The organism is Rhizobium sp. CB3090 (genome assembly GCF_029714285.1).
Classification (GTDB): Bacteria; Pseudomonadota; Alphaproteobacteria; order Rhizobiales; family Rhizobiaceae; genus Rhizobium.
In genome coordinates this window covers 1,442,357-1,463,328 of the sequence record NZ_CP121662.1, presented here as the reverse complement: position 1 = coordinate 1,463,328, position 20,972 = coordinate 1,442,357, and the positions used below count along the sequence as shown (strand labels likewise).

The window sequence follows — 20,972 nt, the reverse complement described above, 5'->3', positions numbered from 1 at the left end:
CATGACAACCGGACGACTACCGGTGCGAGAATAGACGCCCCGATTATCGCGGCCGGTGGATGACCTTGAAGGCAAAAAACTGCGTTTTCTGCGTCGGATTGAAGTTGTTGTCGGCAACGAAGACCAGCACATCCGTACCGTCTTTCGCCTTGCCGAAGGTGACGCCTTCGATGTTGTCAGGGGCAAGGCCGAGCGCGCGCAAATCCATGACCTCAGTCTTGCGAACCGGCACGATGCGCTGATCGGTCTTGATCAGGGATGGAATGTTCGAGACATCGGTCGCGCCATCGAGATCGAACATATTGATGACGACCGAATTGCCGACATCCTGCGCATAGCCGCGCTCGATCGACAGCGCGTGCCGATCATCCAATGCCAGAATTTCCGACATGCCGAAATCATTCCAGCCGCCGGGTTTGGCGGCCGCCTGCGGGATCGGCGAGACCGGATAGGCGTACTGTGCCTTTTGCTCACCCGTAGCAGCATCGTAGCGGATCAAACGGGCAAGCGCGCCGTTGGTCAGCGTCGTCATCGGTCCGTCCTGATAGAGCGCGGATTCCATGCCGACAAGAAGATCACCACCGGCGAGAAAGGTCAGCCCCTCGAAAGCGAGGTTGTCGCGGATGCCGGAGCTCTTGTCGGCGGTCGGTGCAAAGCCTGGCGGCAGCGGCAGTTCGCGTACGAAGCTGCCGTCGCGATTGGCAACCCGCACGAAAGGCGGCAGCAGCGCCTTGCCATCGCCTTCACTGCTCCAGTAGATGCCGTCCTTGCCGACGCGGATCGACTCCGAATCCACCGTGCGAAAAACGAAAGGCTGGCCGTTCTTATCCTTCAGCGTCACATGATCCAGAACCGTCACGCCCTTCAGACCAGCGGCGCTGACATCGATGTCGAGATCGTAGAAGCGCGCCGGCGCCTTTTCGGAACGGTCATCACTGATGGAGACATAATGGCCGGTCGAAGGATCGAAATCGATGCCGGAGAGCCCACCGACTTCGACGCCGTTTTCCATGAACCCGGTCGGAATGTCGTATTCGCCGAGATAGGAGAGGCTTATATCCGCCTTGCAGTCGCCAAAGGGGCAGGGAACGTCGATCGCCATGCCGATATCGGCGGCGCGGGCGGCAACGGAACCGAGAAGAAGGGCAGCGGCAGTCGTCAAAAAGGGCTTCAACATGGCGATATCGTCACATCCGGTTTACGAGTTGGCGGGTTCGCAGAGATGCTGCATCTATGCATCCGCCCGTGACGCTTTCGTTACGGATATCGGTCAGTTCGATAACAATATCGCGATGTGAGGTTTGCCGTGGCCGCTAAATATCTAGATTCTCCGCAAACGCTGCGCGCTCCTGGATAAAGCGGAAACGGGCGTCTGCCTTGGTGCCCATGAGATTGTCGACGGCTTCGCGCGTCCCCTCGAAATCCACCTCATCGATCTCGACGCGCAGCAGTGTGCGCTTCGCCGGGTCCATCGTCGTTTCCTTGAGCTGGGCGGGAAGCATTTCGCCGAGACCTTTGAAGCGGCTGATCTCGATCTTGCCTTTGCCCTTGAACTCGCTCTCCATCAGTTCCAGCCGATGGGCGTCGTCGCGGGCGTAGATGGATTTCGCCCCCTGCGTGATCTTGTAGAGCGGCGGCACGGCCAGGAAAAGGTGGCCGCCACGGATCAGCTCCGGCATTTCCTGGTAGAAGAACGTGATCAGCAGCGAAGCGATATGGGCGCCGTCGACGTCGGCATCGGTCATGACGACGATGCGCTGATAGCGCAGATCCTCCTCGCGATATTTCGAACGCGTGCCGCAGCCGAGCGCCTGGATGAGATCGGCGATCTGCTGATTGGCAGACAGCTTTTCGCGGCCGGCGCTGGCGACGTTGAGGATCTTGCCGCGCAGGGGCAGGATTGCCTGGTTGGTGCGGTTGCGTGCCTGCTTGGCGGAGCCACCGGCCGAATCGCCTTCGACAAGGAAGAGTTCGGCGCCTTCGGAGGTGTTCTGCGAACAGTCGGCAAGCTTGCCCGGCAGGCGCAGCTTGCGCACCGCCGTCTTGCGGTTGACTTCCTTTTCCTTGCGGCGGCGCAGGCGCTCCTCAGAGCGCTCGATCACCCATTCGAGCAGCTTCTCGGCCTCGGCCGGATTGTCGGTGAGATAGTGATCGAAGGGATCGCGCAGTGCGTTTTCGACGATGCGTTGCGCTTCGACTGTCGCGAGCCTGTCCTTGGTCTGGCCGACGAATTCCGGTTCGCGGATGAAGATGGAAAGCATGCCGACGCCGGAGATCATCACGTCGTCGGTGGTGATACCGGCCGCGCGCTTGTTCTGCGTCATCTCGGCGTAGTTCTTCAGCCCCTTGGTCAGCGCAATGCGCAGGCCCGCCTCGTGCGTGCCGCCTTCAGGGGTGGGGATGGTATTGCAATAGGAATGGATCTGCGGGTCGCCGCCATACCAGGTGATCGCCCATTCCAGCGAACCATGGCCGCTTGCCTTCTCCGACTTACCGGCGAAAATCTCGCGGGTAACGGTGAATTCGTTGCCCATCGTCGCCTTGAGATAATCCTTGAGACCGCCGGGGAAATGGAAGACCGCCTTTTCCGGAACATCGGCGGCACCGTGCACCAATTCCGGATCGCAACTCCAGCGGATTTCGACGCCGCCGAAGAGATAGGCCTTGGAGCGCGCCATGCGAAACACGCGCGCAGGATCGAACTTGGCGTGCTCGCCGAAGATCTGCGGATCGGGATGGAAACGAACCCGGGTGCCGCGACGGTTATGGACATCGCCGAGTTCTTCCAGACCGCCTTGCGGCAGGCCGCGCGAAAAGCGCTGGCGATAGAGCTTGCGATTGCGCGCCACCTCGACTTCGAGATCATCGGACAGTGCATTGACGACGGAGACACCGACGCCGTGCAGACCGCCAGAGGTCTCATAGGCCTTGCCGTCGAATTTGCCGCCGGCATGCAGCTTGGTCATGATGACCTCGAGCGTCGACTTGCCCGGCACCTGCGGATGGTTTTCGACCGGAATACCGCGGCCATTGTCCGTGACGGTCAGATAGCCGCGCTGGTCGAGATGCACTTCGATGAAATCGGCATGGCCGGCGACGGCCTCGTCCATGGAGTTGTCGATGACTTCGGCGAAGAGATGATGCAACGCCTTCTCATCCGTGCCGCCGATGTACATGCCGGGGCGCATGCGCACCGGCTCCAGCCCTTCGAGAACGCGGATCGAATTCGCCCCATATTCATCAGCATTCGAGGTTGTCGGTGCTGCGCGTGGGGCAGGGGCGGCCACAGGCTTTTCAGCCTTGACGACCGGCTTGTCCCCCGCTTCCGGCTTCGGCGAAAGGGGCAGTGCGGAGAAGAGATCGTTGCTGTTATCCATGGAACTGTTCAGATTTGTCCTTGAAGGGGGCATACCCCAAAATCACCGCATTTACCGTCAGTTTCGCGAATCACCGTGATTCTGCCAGAAACGACGCGCGAGCGCGATGGCACCCCACTAACGGGGCAAATTCGGAAAAAAGATTTGCGTTGCCGGGCGGCGAATGGCAAGCCCGTGGGCCTATCGAGGGAAGTGTCCGCATGCGAATGTCCACAGCTCATTTGTCGATTTTAGCCGCAATTGCGGCGTTTTTGCCGTTAGCAGCCGTGTCCGGTGCCGCCGCAGAGGCGCTGAAACCTTTCAAGGATGATCTGTTTTCCAATCAGACGGTCCTCGAAAGCCATGATAACGGTGCTTTCCAGACGATCGACTATCAGGAAATGCGGGATATCAACGGTCGCGATCAGGTGCCGGAACGGCGCGTCAAGCCGGCCTATGTCGCAACCGGCGTGCGCTGGAAAGCACAAGAGGATGAGACCTTGCCGCTCGGTGACCGCAAGCTCGACGTCACGCGCATCGGCCCGGCATCTAGGCAGGCCTTCACCGTGATCTTCATCCATGGCCGCGGCGGCGACCGCCGGCTGGGGTCGAACGACTATACGTTCGGCGGCAATTTCAACCGGCTGAAGAACCTCGCCTACAACAACGGCGGTACTTACTACGCGCCGAGCGTGAAGAGCTTCGATAGCGACGGCGTCGCCGACATCGCGGCCCTGATCCGCTATTCCTACGAGCAATCCGGCGGCAGGCCCGTGATCCTCACCTGCGCTTCGATGGGCAGCTTCATCTGCTGGGGTATCACGCGCGACGCCGAGAGCGTCCAGCGCCTGAAGGGGATGGCGATTTTAAGCGGGGTCACCGACGCGGATTTCGTCAAGAGCGCTTTCTACAAGGCGAAATTGCCGATCTGGTTCACCCATGGCAGCAAGGACCCGGTCTATGCTGCTGCCGATCAGGAAGCTTTGTTCGAAAAACTCTACAAGGCACATTATCCGTCGCGATTCACGCTGTTTGCCACTGGCAACCATGGCACGCCCGTGCGGATGACCGACTGGCGGAAAGTGCTGAACTGGATCATTGATCCACAGCCGTCATAATTCATTTCGAAAAAATTTCGGCTTATTTTCGGGAGAGCGATTTTTTAAACGGTTTGAATTCGTTCCGATTGCTTTCAACTTTTCTTTCAGTCCCAGTTTTGTTAGTGCGACAGAGAGGTGAGAGGAAACGCGGAATGACAGATAAAATACGACCGCTTCTGGCGGGAAACTGGAAGATGAACGGCACGCGGGCCAGTCTCGACCAGATCAAGGCAATTGCCGAGGGCGTGAAGGCGCCGTTATCGGAGAAGATCGATACGCTGATCTGCCCGCCGGCAACCTTGCTCTACGTCGCAACAGCCCTTTGCGACGATAGTCCGCTGGCGATCGGTGCGCAGGACTGCCATCCGCTGGTCAGCGGCGCGCATACCGGGGATATTTCCGCCGCGATGATCGCCGATTGCTTCGGCACCCATGCGATCGTCGGCCATTCCGAGCGTCGCAGGAATCACGCGGAAGGCGACGCGTTGGTGCGCGCCAAGGCGGAAGCGGCACTTGCGGCTGAACTTACCACCATCATCTGCATCGGCGAGACGGCCGACGAGCGCGAGCAAGGCCAGACGCTGGATGTGCTCAAGCGCCAGCTTGCCGCTTCGACACCCGACGGCGCCGTCTCCGAAACGACCGTCATCGCCTATGAGCCTGTCTGGGCGATCGGCACGGGCAAGGTTCCCACTTCCGTGGATGTCGAGGAAGCGCACGCTTTCATCCGCAAGGAGCTGGTAGCCCGCTTCGGCGGCGACGGCGAGAAATTCCGTCTTCTCTACGGCGGCTCGGTCAGCGGTGCGAACGCGGCGGATCTGCTCGCGGTTGCCAATGTCAATGGTCTCCTCGTCGGCGGCCAAAGCTTGAAAGCGGTCGACTTCCTCGCCATCTATGGCGCATTCGAACGGCAGTTCGCCTGAAGGTTTCACTTGCCCGTATTCCAGTCTTAAAAGGACTTGGAATAGGCGAAAGCCTCATGTAAAGAGCCGCAAGCTTTTCTTTTTGATGCCCGCGCCCGCGGGCAGGACTGGACCTATGCAAACCGTACTGCTTGTCATCTATCTCATGGTTGTCATCGCCCTTATCGGCGTGGTGCTGATTCAGCGCTCGGAGGGCGGCGGCCTGGGCATTGGCGGCGGATCGGGCTTCATGTCGGCGCGCGGCACGGCCAATGCGCTGACCCGCACCACGGCGATCCTCGCGGCGCTGTTCTTTGTACTGGCGCTGGGTATGAATGTTTACTCGCGCTTTGAAGGCCGTCCGACCGACATTCTCAACCGTATTCCGAGCACTGCTGGTCAGGGCAACGGCATTCTCGATTCGCTCGGCGGTCAGAAGGGCGCAGCACCGGCAGGTGGCGAGTCGCAACCCGCAAACAATAACGGCATTCCGAACAGCGGCGCGGTTGCTCCGCAGTCTCAGACCACCGCTCAGCCCGCTCCGACGACAACTCAGCAGGCGCCGGCCACTACGGCGAACCAGCCCGCTACGACGACGCAGCCTGCTCCGGCCACCGGTCAGCAGACGGCGCCCGCCACGACCACGACGCCAGCCCAGAGTGGCAACGGCGTTCCGACCGGCCAGTAAGCCCGGTCATCGACTATCATCCTCCGGCAGGTCTTCGGATCTGCCGGTTTTGTTTTGTCAACATTCCGCGTTCTGTGTCCAAAATTCCGGAAACGAATTTTAGGGCTGGCGGAATCATTTGTTAAAAGGTATCCGGTGACTCCCATGGCGCGATATGTATTCATCACTGGCGGCGTGGTTTCTTCCCTCGGAAAAGGAATTGCGGCCGCGGCTCTCGGAGCGTTGTTGCAGGCCCGTGGCTATCGGGTCCGCCTGCGCAAACTCGACCCCTATCTGAACGTGGACCCGGGCACGATGAGCCCGACCCAGCACGGCGAAGTCTTCGTGACCGACGACGGTGCGGAGACCGACCTCGATCTCGGCCATTACGAACGCTTTACCGGTCGTTCGGCCACCAAGACCGACAACATCACGACCGGTCGCATCTATAAGAACATCATCGACAAAGAGCGCCGCGGCGACTATCTCGGCGCCACCGTCCAGGTCATTCCGCACGTCACTAACGAGATCAAGGATTTCGTGACCGAAGGCAATGACGACTATGATTTCGTCATCTGCGAGATCGGCGGCACGGTCGGCGACATCGAAGCCATGCCCTTCATGGAGGCGATCCGCCAGCTCGGCAACGACCTGCCGCGCGGCACGGCGATCTATGTCCACCTGACGCTCATGCCTTACATTCCGGCTGCCGGCGAGCTGAAGACCAAGCCGACGCAGCATTCCGTGAAGGAACTGCAGGCACTCGGCATTCATCCCGACATCCTGTTGGTGCGCGCCGATCGGGAAATTCCCGAGGCCGAACGCCGCAAGCTTTCGCTGTTCTGCAATGTCCGTCCTTCGGCCGTCATCCAGGCGCTCGACGTCGCCAACATCTACGACGTGCCGATGGCCTATCACAAGGAAGGCCTCGACAACGAAGTGCTCGCCGCTTTCGGCATCGAGCCGGCGCCGAAGCCGCGGCTTGAACAGTGGGAAGAGGTTTGCAACCGCATCCGCACACCGGAAGGCGAGGTAACGATTGCTATCGTCGGCAAATATACCGGCCTCAAGGATGCCTATAAATCGCTGATCGAAGCGCTGCATCACGGCGGCATCGCCAATCGCGTCAAGGTCAAACTTGAATGGATCGAGTCGGAAGTCTTCGAAAAGGAAGATCCGGCGCCGTATCTCGAAAAGGTCCACGGTATTCTCGTGCCCGGCGGCTTTGGCGAACGGGGCTCCGAGGGCAAGATCCATGCGGCCCGCTTTGCCCGCGAGCGCAAGGTGCCGTATTTCGGCATTTGCTTCGGCATGCAGATGGCCGTCATCGAAGCGGCCCGCAATCTCGCCGGCGTCGATCATGCGTCATCCACCGAATTCGGCCCCACCACCGAACCGGTCGTCGGCCTGATGACGGAGTGGCTGAAGGGCAACGAACTGCAGAAGCGCACGGCATCCGGCGATCTCGGCGGTACGATGCGCCTCGGCGCCTATAAGGCAGCCCTGAAGAAGGGCACGAAAATTTCCGAAATCTACGGCTCGTCCGACATTTCCGAGCGCCACCGCCACCGCTATGAAGTCAACATCGACTACAAGGATCGGCTGGAAGATTGCGGTCTCGTCTTCTCCGGCATGTCACCGGACGGCGTGCTGCCGGAAACGATCGAATACCCCGATCACCCCTGGTTCATCGGCGTTCAGTATCACCCGGAACTGAAGTCCCGCCCGCTCGAGCCGCATCCGCTGTTTTCGAGCTTCATCGAAGCGGCCACGGAGCAAAGCCGGCTGGTTTGACAATTGACTGAAGGCCGATCCGTATCATCCTTGCGGAACGGCCTTTTCCCAAATTCTGTGTCAATTATTGGCATTATGTGCTACGCTTCCTTCGGTTAGAAACGGCGGGAGTGCGATATGGCATCGGAAAACAGCATCCATGTGCGGGTGAGCGGCCAGTTGCAGGCTCACATTCAACGGCAAATCGGCGAGAACGGTCTCTATGAAAACGCCAGCGAATATATTCGGGCACTTATTCGCCGCGATCTGGAATCACGCGCCGAAGCCTGGGAATGGCTGCGGGAAGAGCTGGAGCCCGCGCTGCGGGCCGACGAAAGTGAATTTGTCGCTGTCTCCGCCGAAGATGTAATCCGCCGCAACCAATCGCGCTAGCATGCACGGATATTTGTTCTATTCTCGTGCGGATGCAGCTCAAAACCGCATCTGGATCGATACCGCTGAGCGATGGGGCGAGCCCCAAGCAAATAAATATATCATAGGGCTCCATGCCCACTTGGAGCAGCTTTCCAAAGCCAAAGCTCTTTGGCGCAGGCTACCAAAAAATTTGGTTGCGCCTGCCGATACCGAGGCATCGATATTTTTGAGCCGGTACGAGCGGCATTACATATTTTTTCGAGAGCTGCCGAGCGGCAAGATCGGCGTGATGAGCATCCTGCACGAAAGAATGGATTTGCCGGTCAGGCTGAGGGAAGATCTGACGAGTATTATCGACGGGCGCTAGCCGCTTGTTTTCCACACCGAAAAAGCTCCCCCTACGTCATTTGACTGTCGCGTGGCCCCCATTTCCGTGGCACTTTGCAGGTCAGCATAATGGGAACGAAAGTATGCTCAATCCATTTGACGACCGGATGGAACGGTCGAAAACCAAGATTGCCGTCACCTATATTGTTCTGATTGCGTTTAATGTTGGTACCTGGGCTTGGGCATGGACCGCTTTTGCCGATAGGCCGTCGCTGCTGGGCACTGCATTTCTCGCCTATATGTTCGGCTTGAGACACGCCTTTGACGCAGACCACATTGCGGCGATCGATAATGTGGTTCGCAAGCTGATGCAGGGAGGAAAGCAACCCTATGCTGTCGGCTTCTTCTTCTCTTTAGGGCATTCGACAATCGTGGTGCTTGCGTCCGTTGTCATTGCCGCGACGGCTGCTGCGATGCAGAGCAAGCTCGATTCCTTCCACGATATCGGCAGCGTCATCGGCACGGCGGTCTCGGCCGCGTTCCTGATTCTCATCGGCATCGCCAACCTGTTCGTGCTCAAGGGCGTATGGTCGGCCTTTGATCGCGCGCGAAGGGGGGAGAGGATTGTTGAGGAGGATCTCGATGCCTTGCTGGCGGGTGGTGGCTTCCTGGCGCGCGTGTTCCGGCCGATGTTCAAGGTGGTGAGGCGGTCCTGGCACATGTATCCTATCGGCTTTCTCTTCGGTCTCGGTTTCGATACGGCGACCGAAATCGGCCTGCTCGGCATTTCTGCGGCGCAGGCGGCGCAGGGCATGTCTTTCTGGACAATTCTCGTCTTCCCGGCACTCTTCACCGCCGGCATGTCGCTGATGGACACCAGCGACAGCATATTGATGACCGGCGCCTATGGATGGGCTTTCGTCAAGCCGGTGCGCAAGCTCTGGTACAATCTGACGATCACCGCGGCTTCGGTTGTGGTTGCCATCTTCATCGGCGGCATAGAGGCGCTCGGGTTGATCTCTGATAAGCTCGGCCTCGAAGGCGGCGTGTGGAGCTTTATCGGCGATCTCAATGACAATCTCGCCAATTTCGGCTTTGCGGTCGTCGGCATCTTCCTGCTGAGCTGGATGGTTTCGACCATCCTCTATAAGGCCAAGGGCTACGACAACTTGCAGATTAACCGCTCCTGACGCATCATCGTTTCTCGCGGATTTATATTGCCGCGGCTGGAATTTAGCGTCCCGCCGCCGCAAGTATATTTCGGGGGGCACAATCATGACCCAGGCAAATCGTTTTCTCGGCGCTGCGGGAGTAGCAGTACTGTGCATGGTCGGGACCGGTTCGGCCTCTGCACAAACCGCCGGCTGTTCACTGCGGTCGGCGGTCAGTGCTGAGCGCCAGACGCTGAATTGCGAGCCGGGCCTCAGCATCACCATCGAGCGCGGGGCGAGCTATCGGCTTGCCGATCGCAATCGCGACGGCCATGTGGATGGTATCGTGCTCAATAGCAAGGCGGCGCTGGTCGATGTCGACAACAACCGTATCAAAGGCGGGTTCGAAGTGGTTACGCCTCAGGCTATCGCTGCCGTCCGCGGCACACGATGGGCGGTCGACGCGGCGCGCGGCAAGACATCCGTGCTGGTGCTGCGCGGCCGCGTCGCCGTCAACAAGGTTTCGACCGGACAAGGCGTCACGCTTGGACGCGGGCAGGGGGTCGACGTCGACCGTAGCCGCGGTCCCTTGCGTGTTACCAACTGGGGACAACCACGCATTAACGGGCTGATGGGCCGCCTCGGCCAGTGAGATCCTGATTCCATGCGCAGACCACCGCTGCAGACGCTGATAGCGCTCGTCTTGACTGCCGTCTGGGGCGCTGGCCTCGGCATCGCCCATCTGCGGGGTGACATTCCTTTTGTCGACGGTGCCGAGGCGACGCTGACCAATCTCAGGAATGTGATCGGCGGCAGCCGGCAACCGCCTGACATCGTTACGATCATTGCCATCGATGATGAGGCGTCGCGTCAAGCCGGCCACTACCCGCTGCCTCGCGCCACCCTTGCCAAAGTCATCGATGCTATCGCCGCCTTGAAGCCGAAGGCGATCGGGCTCGACATGCTTTTGGTCGATCCCGGCGCGGAGGCCGATGATGCAGCGCTGGCTCAATCGCTGAGACAAACCAATGCGGTGCTGGCCGTCGCTGGTATCTTTCCCGAAAGTCGCCAGCGTGTCGCCGACGACAGCAAGGAGCCGCTTGCGCGTGTTCCGAGCGCCCTGCAATTCCTGGAGCCGCAGCAGCGATTTGCGCAGGCGGCGAGCTATGGCGTCGTCAATGTCCAGACCGACAAGACCGGGACGCCGCGTTTCGTGCCCATGCTGTTTCGCAGCGGCGAGCGGATCGAACCGTCCTTCTCGCTACGGGTCGTTTCCGCAGCGACCGGCGAGCCTGCGACCGTCATTTCCGACCACATCAAGCTCGGCGATCGGGTGGTGCATACCGATACCGGCTATCTCATGCCGCTCTCTTTCTATGGTCCGCGCGGCACCATCCGCACCATCGGCGCCAGCGCGGCCCTGACGGGGCAATTGCCGGAAGATGCGATCAGGAACCACATCGTCGTCATCGGCACGACCGTGACCGGGGGCGGCGATGTTTTTCCGACGCCATTCGATCCGGTTCTACCGGGCGTCGAGGTCATTTCGACATCGATCACGCATCTGATGGCCGGGGACGGGTTGGTCCGCGACCGCAGCGCGCGCCTCATTGATCTCGGCTTCGCCATAGGCCTGCCGGTCGTCCTCGTCGGGCTGCTCGCCTGGCGGCGCAACACCATAGGCCTCGTCATGGCGCTCTGCGTCATCCTTGCCTGGCTGTCCATCAACATCAGCGCCTTCAAGTACGGCATCTGGCTGAGTGCCGCCGTGCCTATCGCAGCCGCAATGCCGCCGGCCCTGCTGTTCGGGGCCGCGCAGCTCTGGCTCGGTCGTAAACAGGCCAGGCATTTCGCGCAGCAAAGCGAACTCCTGCAGCGCATTCAAGCGCCGGGCCTTGCCGAACATCTTGCCCGCGATCCCGGCTTCCTGGCGGAACCGGTGCGCCAGGAAGCGGCCGTGGTTTTCATCGATCTCAATGGCTTCACGGGTCTCAGCGAAGCGATCGGCCCAACGGCGGTGCGCGAACTGCTGAACGGTTTCTACGATCTCGTCGACGAGGAAGTGACGGCCTGCGGCGGTGCCATCACCAGCTTCATGGGCGATGGCGCCATGATCCTGTTCGGCCTGCCGCAGCCGAAGGGAGACGATCCCGCCAATGCGGCATGCTGCTGCATTCGTCTGGCCGATCGAATGAGAGGCTGGTTTGGAACGCTGCCGGAGGCCATCGCCTCTCGCATCGGCTTCAAGCTCGGCGCGCATTTCGGCACCGTTGTCGCCTCCAGGCTCGGCGTTCACGGCCGCCAACAGATCACGGCCACCGGCGACACCGTCAATGTCGCCAGCCGCCTTATGGAGGTAGCCGCCCGCAACCATGCCGAGATCGCGTTCAGCAACGACCTGCTGCAGTCGGCCGGTCGCGATAGCGAACCGTATACGGAAGGCAAGCTCGATGGCCCGATCGAAGCAAGTCTGCGTGGCCGCACCGGCTCTCTGGCTGTCTGGCTATGGCGCAGCCGAGCATGATCCCGAAAAGTGCGGCGCTCTAACACAGAGCTTCGTCTTCGCTGGATACCTTTTCCTCTGCCGGGGCATGCCCAACGTTGAACCTCTCGAACATTTTCTGGAAACGCGGCGAGTCACGCAGCGAATCCAGATCGGAATCATTGCTGAACCAGAGCACCTGATAGGCAGAGCTCAGCGGCAGCAATCTCTCCAGCAGGTCCAGCGCCGCATCACGATCGCCGAGCACGGCATAGGCGCAGGCAACATTATATTGAGCGCAGATGTCGTCCGGATCGATCGTGAGGGCGCGCGTCGCCCACTCCCTGGCTCGCCCAGCCTCGCCGAGGTGGGCGAGGGCGATGGCGCCGCGATGGGCAGGGCCTGAATTTTCCGGGTTGAGATCAATCGCTCGTTCCGCACGCTCGATGCCGATCCTTGCCCAATACTCCAGCTCCTTCGTCTTTCCGAGCGAGCGGAAGGCGCTGATGAGATGCACGGGGGACAGATAGTCGTCGGTGCGGATGGTCGCTGCGCGTTTGAAATAGTGCACGGCCTCCTCGAACCGGCCATGCATGAACAGGAAGCGGCCGTAGTGGAAATTCGCTTCATAAAGGTTCGGCTGCAGCGCTAAGGCCCGGGCGAAGGCGGCCGTTGCTTCCTCGTTCAAACCACTCTGATGCAAGGCCAAGCCATGCGAAGCGTAGGCTTCGGCCAAATCCGGATCGAGTTTCAGCGCCTTGGCGCTCATCGCCATGATGTTTTCCAGGGGGAACTCGCGCGGGCTCCAATCCCTCAACGCCGAGTCGCAATCGGCTATGCCTGCATAGGCGCGGGCGTAATCCGGATCCAGCTCGACAGCCTTCAGGAACATTCGCCGCGCCAGCAGCAGGTAAGACCGCGTCCAGGCATGCGAAAACTGCCGGCCCCGAAGATAGTAGGTATAGGCTTCGATGTTGGCGGTCGGCTCGCTCTCGATCGCCTTTTTCTCCTCCGGTTGTAGCTTGATCTTCAGTTGGTCGACGATCGCGTGGGTGATCTCATCCTGGATGGTGAAAATATCGGTCAGGTCGCGATCGAAACGGCCGGCCCAAAGATGCGCGCCGTTGCGGGCGTCGATAAGCTGACCGGTGATGCGCACGCGCTGGGCGGCCTTGCGGACGCTGCCCTGCAGAACGAAGTCCGCGCCGAGCTCCTGCGCGATCTGCTTCACCTTCACCGACTTGCCCTTGTAGGTGAAAACCGTGTTGCGGGCGACGACGTTGAGGCCCGAGATCTGCGAGAGATCGGTAATCAGATCCTCGGTAATCCCGTCGGAGAAATATTCCTGCTCCTGATCGTCACTCATATTGACGAAAGGCAGGATAGCGAGCAGCCGCTTACGGCCATCCCGCGCCGGCAGCGCGACGACGGTCGAGGTCGTCGGCGCACTGAGAGAAACGGTATAAACGCGGACGCTGTGGGCGATGTTCTTCAGAGAATGCTCGCCACGATCCTCGAAGGAAACGCCGAGACGCGAACCGACATGATCGCGCACCGAGGCAGAGACGGCGATGCCGCCCGGCTCGGCAATGGCTTCGAGGCGGGCCGCCAGATTGACGCCCTCACCAAAGATATCGCCGTCTTCGACAATGATGTCGCCGAGATTGATGCCGATACGCAGTTCGATTCGGCGGTCCTGCTGTGCGTTTTCGTTCCGCGTCAACATATCCCGCTGGATTTCGGCAGCGCAGGCAACCGCATTCACGACGCTGGAAAATTCGACCAGCATGCCGTCGCCGGTGTGCTTGACGATCCGCCCCTTATGCTCGGTGATCCTTGGGTCCAAAACTTCGGCGCGATGCTGCCTGACCGCTGCCAGCGTGCCGGCCTCGTCCATTCCCATCAAGCGGCTGTAGCCCACGATGTCGACGGCAAGAATGGCAGTCAGTCGGCGCTCCAAGTGCCCCCCGAATTCATCCTGTGGTCTAAGGCTGCAGTTTACGCCGATATTGTCGCAATGTCGTGCGTAGCGTTCCATATTGCACCGTGGCAGTTGGAAAACATTTAGGGCGCGCAGATAGCACCGATTCAGGCCAAGAAGCGAGCGGTCTTTGTGGTTAGTCCGTTTGGGGTAAGGGCTATAATTCCACCATTTTCGCTAACTCAAACGACGCAAAATCCCACATATTCGCGGCATATGCGCCATTTTCAGTTTTATCCGCGCCACATGGGAACGATGGAAATCACAAGCAGGCAGGCGAGGAAAAAATTGAGCGCACGCCACTGCCACGGTGTCTTCAACAGACGCCCGAGCAATTGCCCAAGGGCGCACCAAATAGACAGCGAAAATGCGGCGACAAGGCAAAATGTCGAACCAAGCAAAATGGAGAGAGTCGCGGGGTTGCTAGCCAGCGCTGCAAAAGAAGCGGCTGCGCCGATCGTCATCGCCCAGCCCTTCGGATTGTACCAGAGCATCCAGATACCGGCGACAAAGCTTGTCGGCTTCGCCATGTCCTCGTCGAGACGCGGCGGCCCGCTTCGGCCTATGCGTACGGCGAGCCAGATCAGGTAGAGCGAGCCAAGCGTCTTCATTGTGATCTGCAGTGCAGGCAGAGCCGTGAGCAAGCCGCCCAGTCCAGCCGCCGCGGCGCAAGCGATGGAGCCAAGACCGACGGCGCAACCGGCCATGACAGGTATCGACCGGCGAAAGCCGAAATGCGCGCCGGAGGCCGTGGCAAGCGTCGTGGCGGCGCCCGGCGTGATGGTCGAGACGAACGCAAAAAGAATCAGGGGTAAAAAGGCTTCGATAGTCATGCGGGCGCCGATCTTCATTTTTCAGTGAAGACATAGGCGAATGGCTGCCATCAGAAAAACGAATATTGAAGGATCAATGCATTAGCGTTTATAATGTTCACATGGCTCGAAACTTCGATATCGCCCTCATCAGAACTTTTACCGCCGTTGCCGATCATGGCAGCATGACGGTTGCGGCCAATATGCTGCACATGACGCAGAGCGCCGTGAGCCAGCAGATCAAGCGACTGGAAGACATGTTCGGCTGTGCCTTGTTCGAACGGGAAAAGCGCGGATTGCGGCTGACGGATGCGGGCGAACGACTGCTCGGCAATGCCCGGCGGCTGTTGATCCTCAACGACGACATCTGGGCCGACATGACGGAAACCACTGTCGAAGGAAGCGTGCGGCTCGGCGTGCCCCATGATCTCGTCGGGACCGTTCTGGCGCCGGTGCTCAGATCTTATGCGGAACGTCATCCGCAAGTAGAGATTTCGCTGGTCTGCGGCTCATCGCCCGAGTTGATGCAGGCGCTCGACAATGGTGCGATCGATCTCGGCGTCATCGAGGAGCCCCTCGGCACCTCCAAGGGCGAATGCCTGACCATCGACCGGCTGGTTTGGGTCGGTGCAAAAGCGGGCAGCGCTTACCGAAAGAACCCGCTGCCGATTTCGATGGTGGCCGATACCTGCGCGTTCCGGCCATCGGTCTTCGCAGCACTGCGGGACGAAGGGCGCCGCTGGCGCACAGTCTTCGAGAACGGCAATATCGAGGCGACGACGGCAACGGTGCGCACCGACCTTGCGATCACCGCTTGGCTTGCCTCCACTGTCCCAGCCGATCTCGATATTCTCGGCGCGGGCGATGGTCTGCCGGATCTGCCGATCTTTTCCGTCAGCCTCTATTTGTCCAAAAGCGAAGCGACGCCGCCGGCAACGGAACTCGCTCGCCATATCCGCGAGGGACTGATGCGGCCACGACAGGTCGCAGCCGCTTGAGGATCAATCCCGCCCGATAACCGCTTCTGCTAGGCAGCCTTCGGTAAAGGCCCGACGTAACGTGACTGCGGGCGGATCAGGCGGCCATCGAGCATCTGTTCACGCGCATGGGCAATCCAGCCCACCGTGCGGCCGATCGCAAAGACGCCGGTGAAGGCGTTGCGCGGAAAGCCGAGGGCATCGAGCAGCAGCGCGGTATAATATTCGACATTGGTTTCCAACGGGCGGTCGGGCTTGCGCTCCTTCAACAGCGCCAGAGCCGCGGCTTCGATTGCCTCGGCAAGCGCAATTCGGCCGGCATCGGCCTGACCGCTCGCATAGATCGGCCGCAGCGCCGTCTTCAGAGCATCGGCACGGGGATCGCGAACGCGGTAAATGCGATGGCCGAAGCCCATCAGCCGCTCGCCGTGATCAAGCGCCTGCGACAGCCATGCGCGGGCATTCTCCGGCTCGCCGACAGCATCCAACATATCGAGTACCGGACCGGGTGCACCGCCGTGCAACGGTCCCTTAAGAGCGCTGATCGCAGCCAACACCGATGACGTCAGGCCGGCATGGGTCGAGGCGATGACGCGAGAGGCGAAGGTGGAAGCATTCAATCCATGATCTGAGATCGTCACCAGATAGGCGTCGAGGCCCGCCGTCTGCTGTGGCGTGGGGCTCTTGCCCGTCAGCATGCGCAGGATGTCGGCGGATTGAGATAGAGAGGCGTCCGGCTTGATCGGCTTTTCACCATTCTGAAGACGCAGCACAGCAGGCAGGAAGACTGCCGGCGCCGCCATCAGGCGGATGGCGGTGGCAAAATCATCGCCGTCTTCGACACGGGCGAGCAGCGCCCGCATGGCTTCCACCGGCGGCAGGGCCAGCAATACTGCGTCTGCCGCTTTGACATGTGCGAACAGTTCTGCGCGCGCGATACCCAATTGCGTCCGGATGCTTGCGGCGTCGGCATGTTGCTCGAACAAGCCGTCCAGCAATAGCGCAGCGACATCCTCAAAACGGCTGCTCGCGACAAGATCGTCCAGCGATACGCCGCGGATGATCAGCCGGCCGGCGGCGCCATCCACATCGGAAAGCTTGGTTTCGGCAGCAATGATATCTTCGAGACCACTTTTCATCACTATTCTCCTTTGACTATCCGCTTAGATCAGTCCTATTTTTATTGACGTCAATCTTGATGCAATTGATCAATATGAGGAATCATGAGCTGGCTGACGGCAGAGGAGGCACTGAACCTTCTGGGCACCAAATCACAGACACTTTATGCCAATGTCAGCCGTGGCCGCGTCCGTGCGAAGCCCGATCCGAGCGATACGCGGCGAAGCCTTTATTTCACCGACGACGTCAAGCGGCTGGCCGCGCGACACGCGGGACGCCGAAAAGCCGAAGTCGTGGCCGCCGATGCCATTCAGTGGGGCGATCCAGTGCTGCCTTCGGCGTTGTCGACAATTTCGCATGGGCGGCTGTTCTATCGCGGGCAGGATGCGGCTGATCTTGCTGAACATGCGACGTTGGAGGAGATCGCGCTGCTTCTATGGGAGATGAAGCGGCCTTTGCGGCTGGAAGGGCAGGGCGTCCAAAACAGGCTACCCACGCTGATGGCCGCCTTTTCCGCTTTGGCCGAGCGCGCCACAACCGACCTGCCATCGCTCGGGCGATCGCTGCCGGCGCTGCAAGGCGACGCGGAAAGCGTATTCGGCACGGTCGCCGATGCCCTGGCGCCCGGATTGTCCCATCTGCCGCTGCACCAGCGCCTGGCCGAAGCGTGGAACCGGCCGGATGCCGGCGAACTTATTCGCCGCTCTCTCGTGCTCTTAGCCGACCATGAACTCAACGCCTCGACCTTCACGGCACGGATTACCGCGTCTGCTGGTGCGACACTATCGGCGGCCGCACTTTCCGGCCTGTCGACACTGACCGGGCCGCTACATGGCAGCGCATGGCAAGGCGTGCGATCGCTAATGGACCGGGCGGCGGCTATCGGCGCTGAGGAGGCGGTCCGAAGTTATCTCGCAGAAGGGCGGCCGCTATCGGCGGTCGGTCACCCGCTGTACGCCGACGGCGATGCGCGCGCCGAGGCTCTGCTTGCCTGCTTTACGCTGCCGCCTTTGTTCGCAGACGTTCGCAAGATGGCCGAAGAGCTGGTTGGAGAACGCGTCAATGTTGATTTCGCCCTGACAGCGATGACATCGACCTACCATCTGCCGCAGGACGCGCCGCTGATCATCTTCGCGCTCGCCCGCACCGTCGGGTGGTTGGCGCACGCCATGGAGCAATCCGTGAGCGGTCATCTCATCCGGCCACGCGCACGCTACGTCGGTCCGCCGGTGGAGTGACCGGCGAGTAGCTGCGCCACGAAAGTCAATCCGGGCAAGTACTCCACGGCTAGACTTAAGTCACCGATAGGCGACAAACGGCCTCGATATTATGTCCGTCGGGATCAAGGACAAAAGCATCCTCCTAAACTCTCCATGCGTCTTACGAAAATGGGTTGCCGAATTTTGACAATTTCGTCGAAATAACTGTTTCTGTTCAAGCCAGTCAGGCATGATCGCGCTAACACGAAGGCGAGGGCAGCGACGATAATCTCACAGATGCGTGAGCGCGGCATTTTCTGCCTGGTCTGGCGCGGCTGCATAACTTGACTGTCATTTGTTCATTGGCAAAGCTTGCGAAATGTCTTTATGGAGTTTTCAAACCGATTAAACCCCTCCCAGGAGACTGACACATGCAAATCGGAATGATTGGCCTCGGCCGTATGGGCAGCAACATGGTGCAGCGCCTGATGAATGGCGGCCACAACGCCGTTGTTTTCGACGCGCGTCCGGAAAGCATCTCGGCGCTTGAACAGCTCGGCGCCACCGGTAGCACGTCGCTCGAAGATTTCGTATCGAAGCTCTCCCGTCCCCGCGCCGTCTGGCTGATGCTGCCGGCTGCGATCGTCGACAAGGAGCTGGCCAAGATCGCCCCGCTGCTCGAAGACGGTGATATCGTCATCGACGGCGGCAATTCCTATTATCATGACGACATCCGCCGCTCCGAAGAGCTGAAGCCGAAAGGCATCCACTATGTCGACGTCGGCACAAGCGGCGGCGTTTTCGGCCTGCAGCGCGGCTATTGCCTGATGATCGGCGGCGAAAAGGCGACGGTTCAGCACCTCTCGCCGATCTTCGCGACGCTCGCTCCGGGCGTTGGCGATGTCGCTCCGTCGAAGATGCGCTCCGAAGCGGCTGCAAGCGTCAGCACCGCCGAGCAGGGCTACCTGCATTGCGGCCCGTCCGGCGCCGGGCACTTCGTCAAGATGGTTCATAACGGTATCGAATACGGCCTGATGGCTGCTTATGCCGAAGGCTTCAACGTGCTGCGTCACGCCAATGTCGGCCTGCAGACCACCGAAGCCGACGCCGAAACCGCGCCGCTGTCGCATCCGCAATATTATCAGTACAACCTCGATATCGCCGAGATCAGCGAAGTCTGGCGCCGCGGCAGCGTCATCACCTCCTGGCTGCTCGACCTCACGGCCGATGCACTGCATGGCGACGCTGCCCTTTCGCAATATGCCGGCCGCGTTTCGGATTCGGGCGAAGGCCGCTGGACGATTTCGGCTGCGATCGATGAAGGCGTGCCGACGCCGGTGCTCAGCGCCGCGCTCTACGGCCGTTTCGCCTCGCGCGGCAATGACGACTATGCCAACAAGGTGCTGTCAGCCATGCGCGCAGGTTTCGGCGGCCACCACGAGAAGCCGGCGAAGTAATTCGCTCGTTCGATTGACGAATTTCATGCCGGACGGGTCAAAACGCCCGGCATTTTCGTATCCGGTTAGCTCAGCAGCTCCGGGCGCAGCATCAGAACAGGGCAAGGCAAGCCGGGAGCAAGCTCGGGCGCGCGCGCTGGGCGGATGATGAGGCAGTCAGAGCGGGCAAAGACCTTCATCATCGAAGAATCCTGCTTGGAAAAAGGCTCGGCAAGCCAGCCGCCATCCGCTGATCTGGTCAGCGTTGCCCGGATGTAGTCCTGGCGCTGATCGTTAGCGGCGAGCGTTACGGCAGTCCGAGCCACGGCTTCACGCTTCACCGGCGGCAACGAGGCGAGCTTGCGGATCAGCGGTTCCAGGAACAACAGGCCGCAGACGAGACTGGAAACCGGATTGCCGGGTAATCCGAGAACATGGGTTTCGCCGAGACTGCCAACCATCAGCGGCTTGCCGGGCCGCATGGCGATGCGCCAGAAATCGAGCTGCATGCCGGCTGCGAGCATCGTTGCCTGCACCAGGTCGTGATCGCCGACCGAGGCGCCCCCGAGCGTGACGATAACATCGGCCTTCGCCACCTGCGCGCGGCCGATCGCGGCGGTGATTTCAGCCTTGTCATCGGGGACGATGCCGAGATCGAGCACATGAGCGCCGGCGCTGCGGGCAAGAGCGGCAATGCCGAATGTGTTGGATGCGATAATCTGCGAGGGGCCGGGCTCGCTGCCGGGCGTCACCAGCTCGTCGCCTGTCGCGAGGATCGCGACCAATGGGCGGCGGTAGACATCGAGTGCGGGGTGATTCATGGCGGCGGCAACCGTCAGCCGTGAGAAATCCATCACCGTACCCGCCGGAAGCACCGTTTCGCCTTCGACAAAATCCTGGCCCCGCGGGCGGATATGCTGCCCCTTGCGCAAAGGATAGGTCGTGCGGATGCGGCCGTCCTCGAGCCGTTCCGCGTCTTCCTGCAGCAACACCGTATCAGCTCCGGCCGGAACCGGCGCACCGGTGAAGATGCGCACTGCCTCGCCCTTGCCGACCGTACCCTCGAAGGCGTGACCTGCGGGGGAAGTACCAATCACGGTCAATTCCGCTCCCGGTTCGGAGGCATCCTCGAAACGGAGGGCGTAGCCGTCCATCGCAGAGGCGTCAAAGGGAGGCTGCGTGAGGCGAGCTTTGAGGTCTTTGGACAGAACCCGGCCTTCAGCCATGTCGAGCGACACGCTTTCCACGCGATGGAGCGGCGTTGCCCTATTCAGCAGGCGTTCTTGAGCGTCGGCAACGGGTAAAAGGCTCATGC

The 20,972-nt window shown here is 60.5% G+C and carries 18 protein-coding genes; 12 read left to right on the top strand and 6 right to left on the bottom strand.

Annotation, left to right across the window (positions count from 1 at the left end):
* Positions 1 to 43: 43 nt before the first annotated feature.
* Positions 44 to 1,177, bottom strand: coding sequence for an esterase-like activity of phytase family protein (locus QA646_RS07105; RefSeq protein WP_283058339.1), 1,134 nt, complete (start codon positions 1,175 to 1,177; stop codon positions 44 to 46).
* 136 nt (positions 1,178 to 1,313) lie between these two features.
* The gene (parE, locus tag QA646_RS07100; protein ID WP_283058338.1) at positions 1,314 to 3,377 is read right to left on the bottom strand and encodes a DNA topoisomerase IV subunit B; all 2,064 of its coding nucleotides are present in this window, start codon (positions 3,375 to 3,377) and stop codon (positions 1,314 to 1,316) included.
* 200 nt (positions 3,378 to 3,577) lie between these two features.
* On the opposite strand from parE, the gene QA646_RS07095 reads away from it, so the two are divergent.
* From QA646_RS07095 to QA646_RS07055, 9 genes are all read left to right on the top strand, one after another.
* The gene (locus QA646_RS07095; protein ID WP_283058337.1) at positions 3,578 to 4,474 is read left to right on the top strand and encodes an alpha/beta hydrolase; all 897 of its coding nucleotides are present in this window, start codon (positions 3,578 to 3,580) and stop codon (positions 4,472 to 4,474) included.
* A 134-nt stretch (positions 4,475 to 4,608) separates the two neighbouring features.
* Positions 4,609 to 5,379, top strand: a complete 771-nt coding sequence (gene tpiA, locus QA646_RS07090) for a triose-phosphate isomerase (RefSeq protein WP_283058335.1) — start codon at positions 4,609 to 4,611, stop codon at positions 5,377 to 5,379.
* Between the two features lie 115 nt (positions 5,380 to 5,494).
* Positions 5,495 to 6,046, top strand: a complete 552-nt coding sequence (gene secG, locus QA646_RS07085) for a preprotein translocase subunit SecG (RefSeq protein WP_283058333.1) — start codon at positions 5,495 to 5,497, stop codon at positions 6,044 to 6,046.
* 144 nt (positions 6,047 to 6,190) lie between these two features.
* Positions 6,191 to 7,819 (top strand): CTP synthase, encoded by a 1,629-nt coding sequence (locus tag QA646_RS07080; RefSeq protein ID WP_283058332.1) that lies wholly within the window; start codon positions 6,191 to 6,193, stop codon positions 7,817 to 7,819.
* A gap of 117 nt (positions 7,820 to 7,936) precedes the next feature.
* Positions 7,937 to 8,191, top strand: a complete 255-nt coding sequence (locus QA646_RS07075) for a transcriptional regulator (protein WP_283058331.1) — start codon at positions 7,937 to 7,939, stop codon at positions 8,189 to 8,191.
* Positions 8,192 to 8,204: 13 nt separating this feature from the next.
* Positions 8,205 to 8,540 carry a type II toxin-antitoxin system RelE/ParE family toxin gene (locus QA646_RS07070; RefSeq protein ID WP_349254260.1) on the top strand — a complete coding sequence of 112 codons (336 nt, stop codon included), beginning with the start codon at positions 8,205 to 8,207 and terminating at the stop codon, positions 8,538 to 8,540.
* A 103-nt stretch (positions 8,541 to 8,643) separates the two neighbouring features.
* Positions 8,644 to 9,690: a HoxN/HupN/NixA family nickel/cobalt transporter gene (locus QA646_RS07065; protein WP_283058329.1), complete on the top strand. Its 1,047-nt coding sequence runs from the start codon at positions 8,644 to 8,646 to the stop codon at positions 9,688 to 9,690.
* Positions 9,691 to 9,775: 85 nt separating this feature from the next.
* Complete coding sequence (locus QA646_RS07060) at positions 9,776 to 10,303, top strand: FecR domain-containing protein (protein WP_283058328.1); 528 nt, start codon at positions 9,776 to 9,778, stop codon at positions 10,301 to 10,303.
* A gap of 12 nt (positions 10,304 to 10,315) precedes the next feature.
* Positions 10,316 to 12,175: an adenylate/guanylate cyclase domain-containing protein gene (locus QA646_RS07055; protein ID WP_283058327.1), complete on the top strand. Its 1,860-nt coding sequence runs from the start codon at positions 10,316 to 10,318 to the stop codon at positions 12,173 to 12,175.
* A gap of 19 nt (positions 12,176 to 12,194) precedes the next feature.
* On the opposite strand, the gene QA646_RS07050 is transcribed toward QA646_RS07055, so the two are convergent.
* Positions 12,195 to 14,093 carry an adenylate/guanylate cyclase domain-containing protein gene (locus QA646_RS07050; protein ID WP_283058326.1) on the bottom strand — a complete coding sequence of 633 codons (1,899 nt, stop codon included), beginning with the start codon at positions 14,091 to 14,093 and terminating at the stop codon, positions 12,195 to 12,197.
* Positions 14,094 to 14,347: 254 nt separating this feature from the next.
* Positions 14,348 to 14,947 carry a LysE family translocator gene (locus QA646_RS07045; RefSeq protein WP_283058325.1) on the bottom strand — a complete coding sequence of 200 codons (600 nt, stop codon included), beginning with the start codon at positions 14,945 to 14,947 and terminating at the stop codon, positions 14,348 to 14,350.
* A 101-nt stretch (positions 14,948 to 15,048) separates the two neighbouring features.
* Here QA646_RS07045 and QA646_RS07040 point away from each other — a divergent pair, with 101 nt between their 5' ends.
* Positions 15,049 to 15,924: a LysR family transcriptional regulator gene (locus QA646_RS07040; RefSeq protein WP_283058324.1), complete on the top strand. Its 876-nt coding sequence runs from the start codon at positions 15,049 to 15,051 to the stop codon at positions 15,922 to 15,924.
* A 29-nt stretch (positions 15,925 to 15,953) separates the two neighbouring features.
* Here the strand turns inward: QA646_RS07040 and QA646_RS07035 are convergent, their stop codons facing one another.
* Positions 15,954 to 17,042, bottom strand: coding sequence for a citrate synthase/methylcitrate synthase (locus tag QA646_RS07035; RefSeq protein WP_283058323.1), 1,089 nt, complete (start codon positions 17,040 to 17,042; stop codon positions 15,954 to 15,956).
* Positions 17,043 to 17,126: 84 nt separating this feature from the next.
* Here QA646_RS07035 and QA646_RS07030 point away from each other — a divergent pair, with 84 nt between their 5' ends.
* A complete protein-coding gene (locus QA646_RS07030; RefSeq protein WP_283058322.1) occupies positions 17,127 to 18,260 on the top strand; it encodes a citrate synthase in 1,134 nt (377 codons plus the stop codon).
* A 392-nt stretch (positions 18,261 to 18,652) separates the two neighbouring features.
* The gene (gene gnd / locus QA646_RS07025; protein WP_283058320.1) at positions 18,653 to 19,678 is read left to right on the top strand and encodes a phosphogluconate dehydrogenase (NAD(+)-dependent, decarboxylating); all 1,026 of its coding nucleotides are present in this window, start codon (positions 18,653 to 18,655) and stop codon (positions 19,676 to 19,678) included.
* Between the two features lie 65 nt (positions 19,679 to 19,743).
* On the opposite strand, the gene glp is transcribed toward gnd, so the two are convergent.
* On the bottom strand, positions 19,744 to 20,970 hold the full coding sequence (glp, locus tag QA646_RS07020; protein ID WP_283058319.1) for a gephyrin-like molybdotransferase Glp: 1,227 nt from the start codon (positions 20,968 to 20,970) through the stop codon (positions 19,744 to 19,746).
* Between the last annotated feature and the right edge of the window lie 2 nt (positions 20,971 to 20,972).

Excerpts from the sequence above, each read along its gene's own strand:
- QA646_RS07105 (WP_283058339.1), bottom strand. The coding sequence starts at position 1,177 with ATGTTGAAGCCCTTTTTGACGACTGCCGCTGCCCTTCTTCTCGGTTCC.
- parE (WP_283058338.1), bottom strand. The coding sequence starts at position 3,377 with ATGGATAACAGCAACGATCTCTTCTCCGCACTGCCCCTTTCGCCGAAG.
- QA646_RS07095 (WP_283058337.1), top strand. The coding sequence starts at position 3,578 with ATGCGAATGTCCACAGCTCATTTGTCGATTTTAGCCGCAATTGCGGCG.
- tpiA (WP_283058335.1), top strand. The coding sequence starts at position 4,609 with ATGACAGATAAAATACGACCGCTTCTGGCGGGAAACTGGAAGATGAAC.
- secG (WP_283058333.1), top strand. The coding sequence starts at position 5,495 with ATGCAAACCGTACTGCTTGTCATCTATCTCATGGTTGTCATCGCCCTT.
- QA646_RS07080 (WP_283058332.1), top strand. The coding sequence starts at position 6,191 with ATGGCGCGATATGTATTCATCACTGGCGGCGTGGTTTCTTCCCTCGGA.
- QA646_RS07075 (WP_283058331.1), top strand. The coding sequence starts at position 7,937 with ATGGCATCGGAAAACAGCATCCATGTGCGGGTGAGCGGCCAGTTGCAG.
- QA646_RS07065 (WP_283058329.1), top strand. The coding sequence starts at position 8,644 with ATGCTCAATCCATTTGACGACCGGATGGAACGGTCGAAAACCAAGATT.
- QA646_RS07060 (WP_283058328.1), top strand. The coding sequence starts at position 9,776 with ATGACCCAGGCAAATCGTTTTCTCGGCGCTGCGGGAGTAGCAGTACTG.
- QA646_RS07055 (WP_283058327.1), top strand. The coding sequence starts at position 10,316 with ATGCGCAGACCACCGCTGCAGACGCTGATAGCGCTCGTCTTGACTGCC.
- QA646_RS07045 (WP_283058325.1), bottom strand. The coding sequence starts at position 14,947 with ATGACTATCGAAGCCTTTTTACCCCTGATTCTTTTTGCGTTCGTCTCG.
- QA646_RS07040 (WP_283058324.1), top strand. The coding sequence starts at position 15,049 with ATGGCTCGAAACTTCGATATCGCCCTCATCAGAACTTTTACCGCCGTT.
- QA646_RS07035 (WP_283058323.1), bottom strand. The coding sequence starts at position 17,042 with ATGAAAAGTGGTCTCGAAGATATCATTGCTGCCGAAACCAAGCTTTCC.
- QA646_RS07030 (WP_283058322.1), top strand. The coding sequence starts at position 17,127 with ATGAGCTGGCTGACGGCAGAGGAGGCACTGAACCTTCTGGGCACCAAA.
- gnd (WP_283058320.1), top strand. The coding sequence starts at position 18,653 with ATGCAAATCGGAATGATTGGCCTCGGCCGTATGGGCAGCAACATGGTG.
- glp (WP_283058319.1), bottom strand. The coding sequence starts at position 20,970 with ATGAGCCTTTTACCCGTTGCCGACGCTCAAGAACGCCTGCTGAATAGG.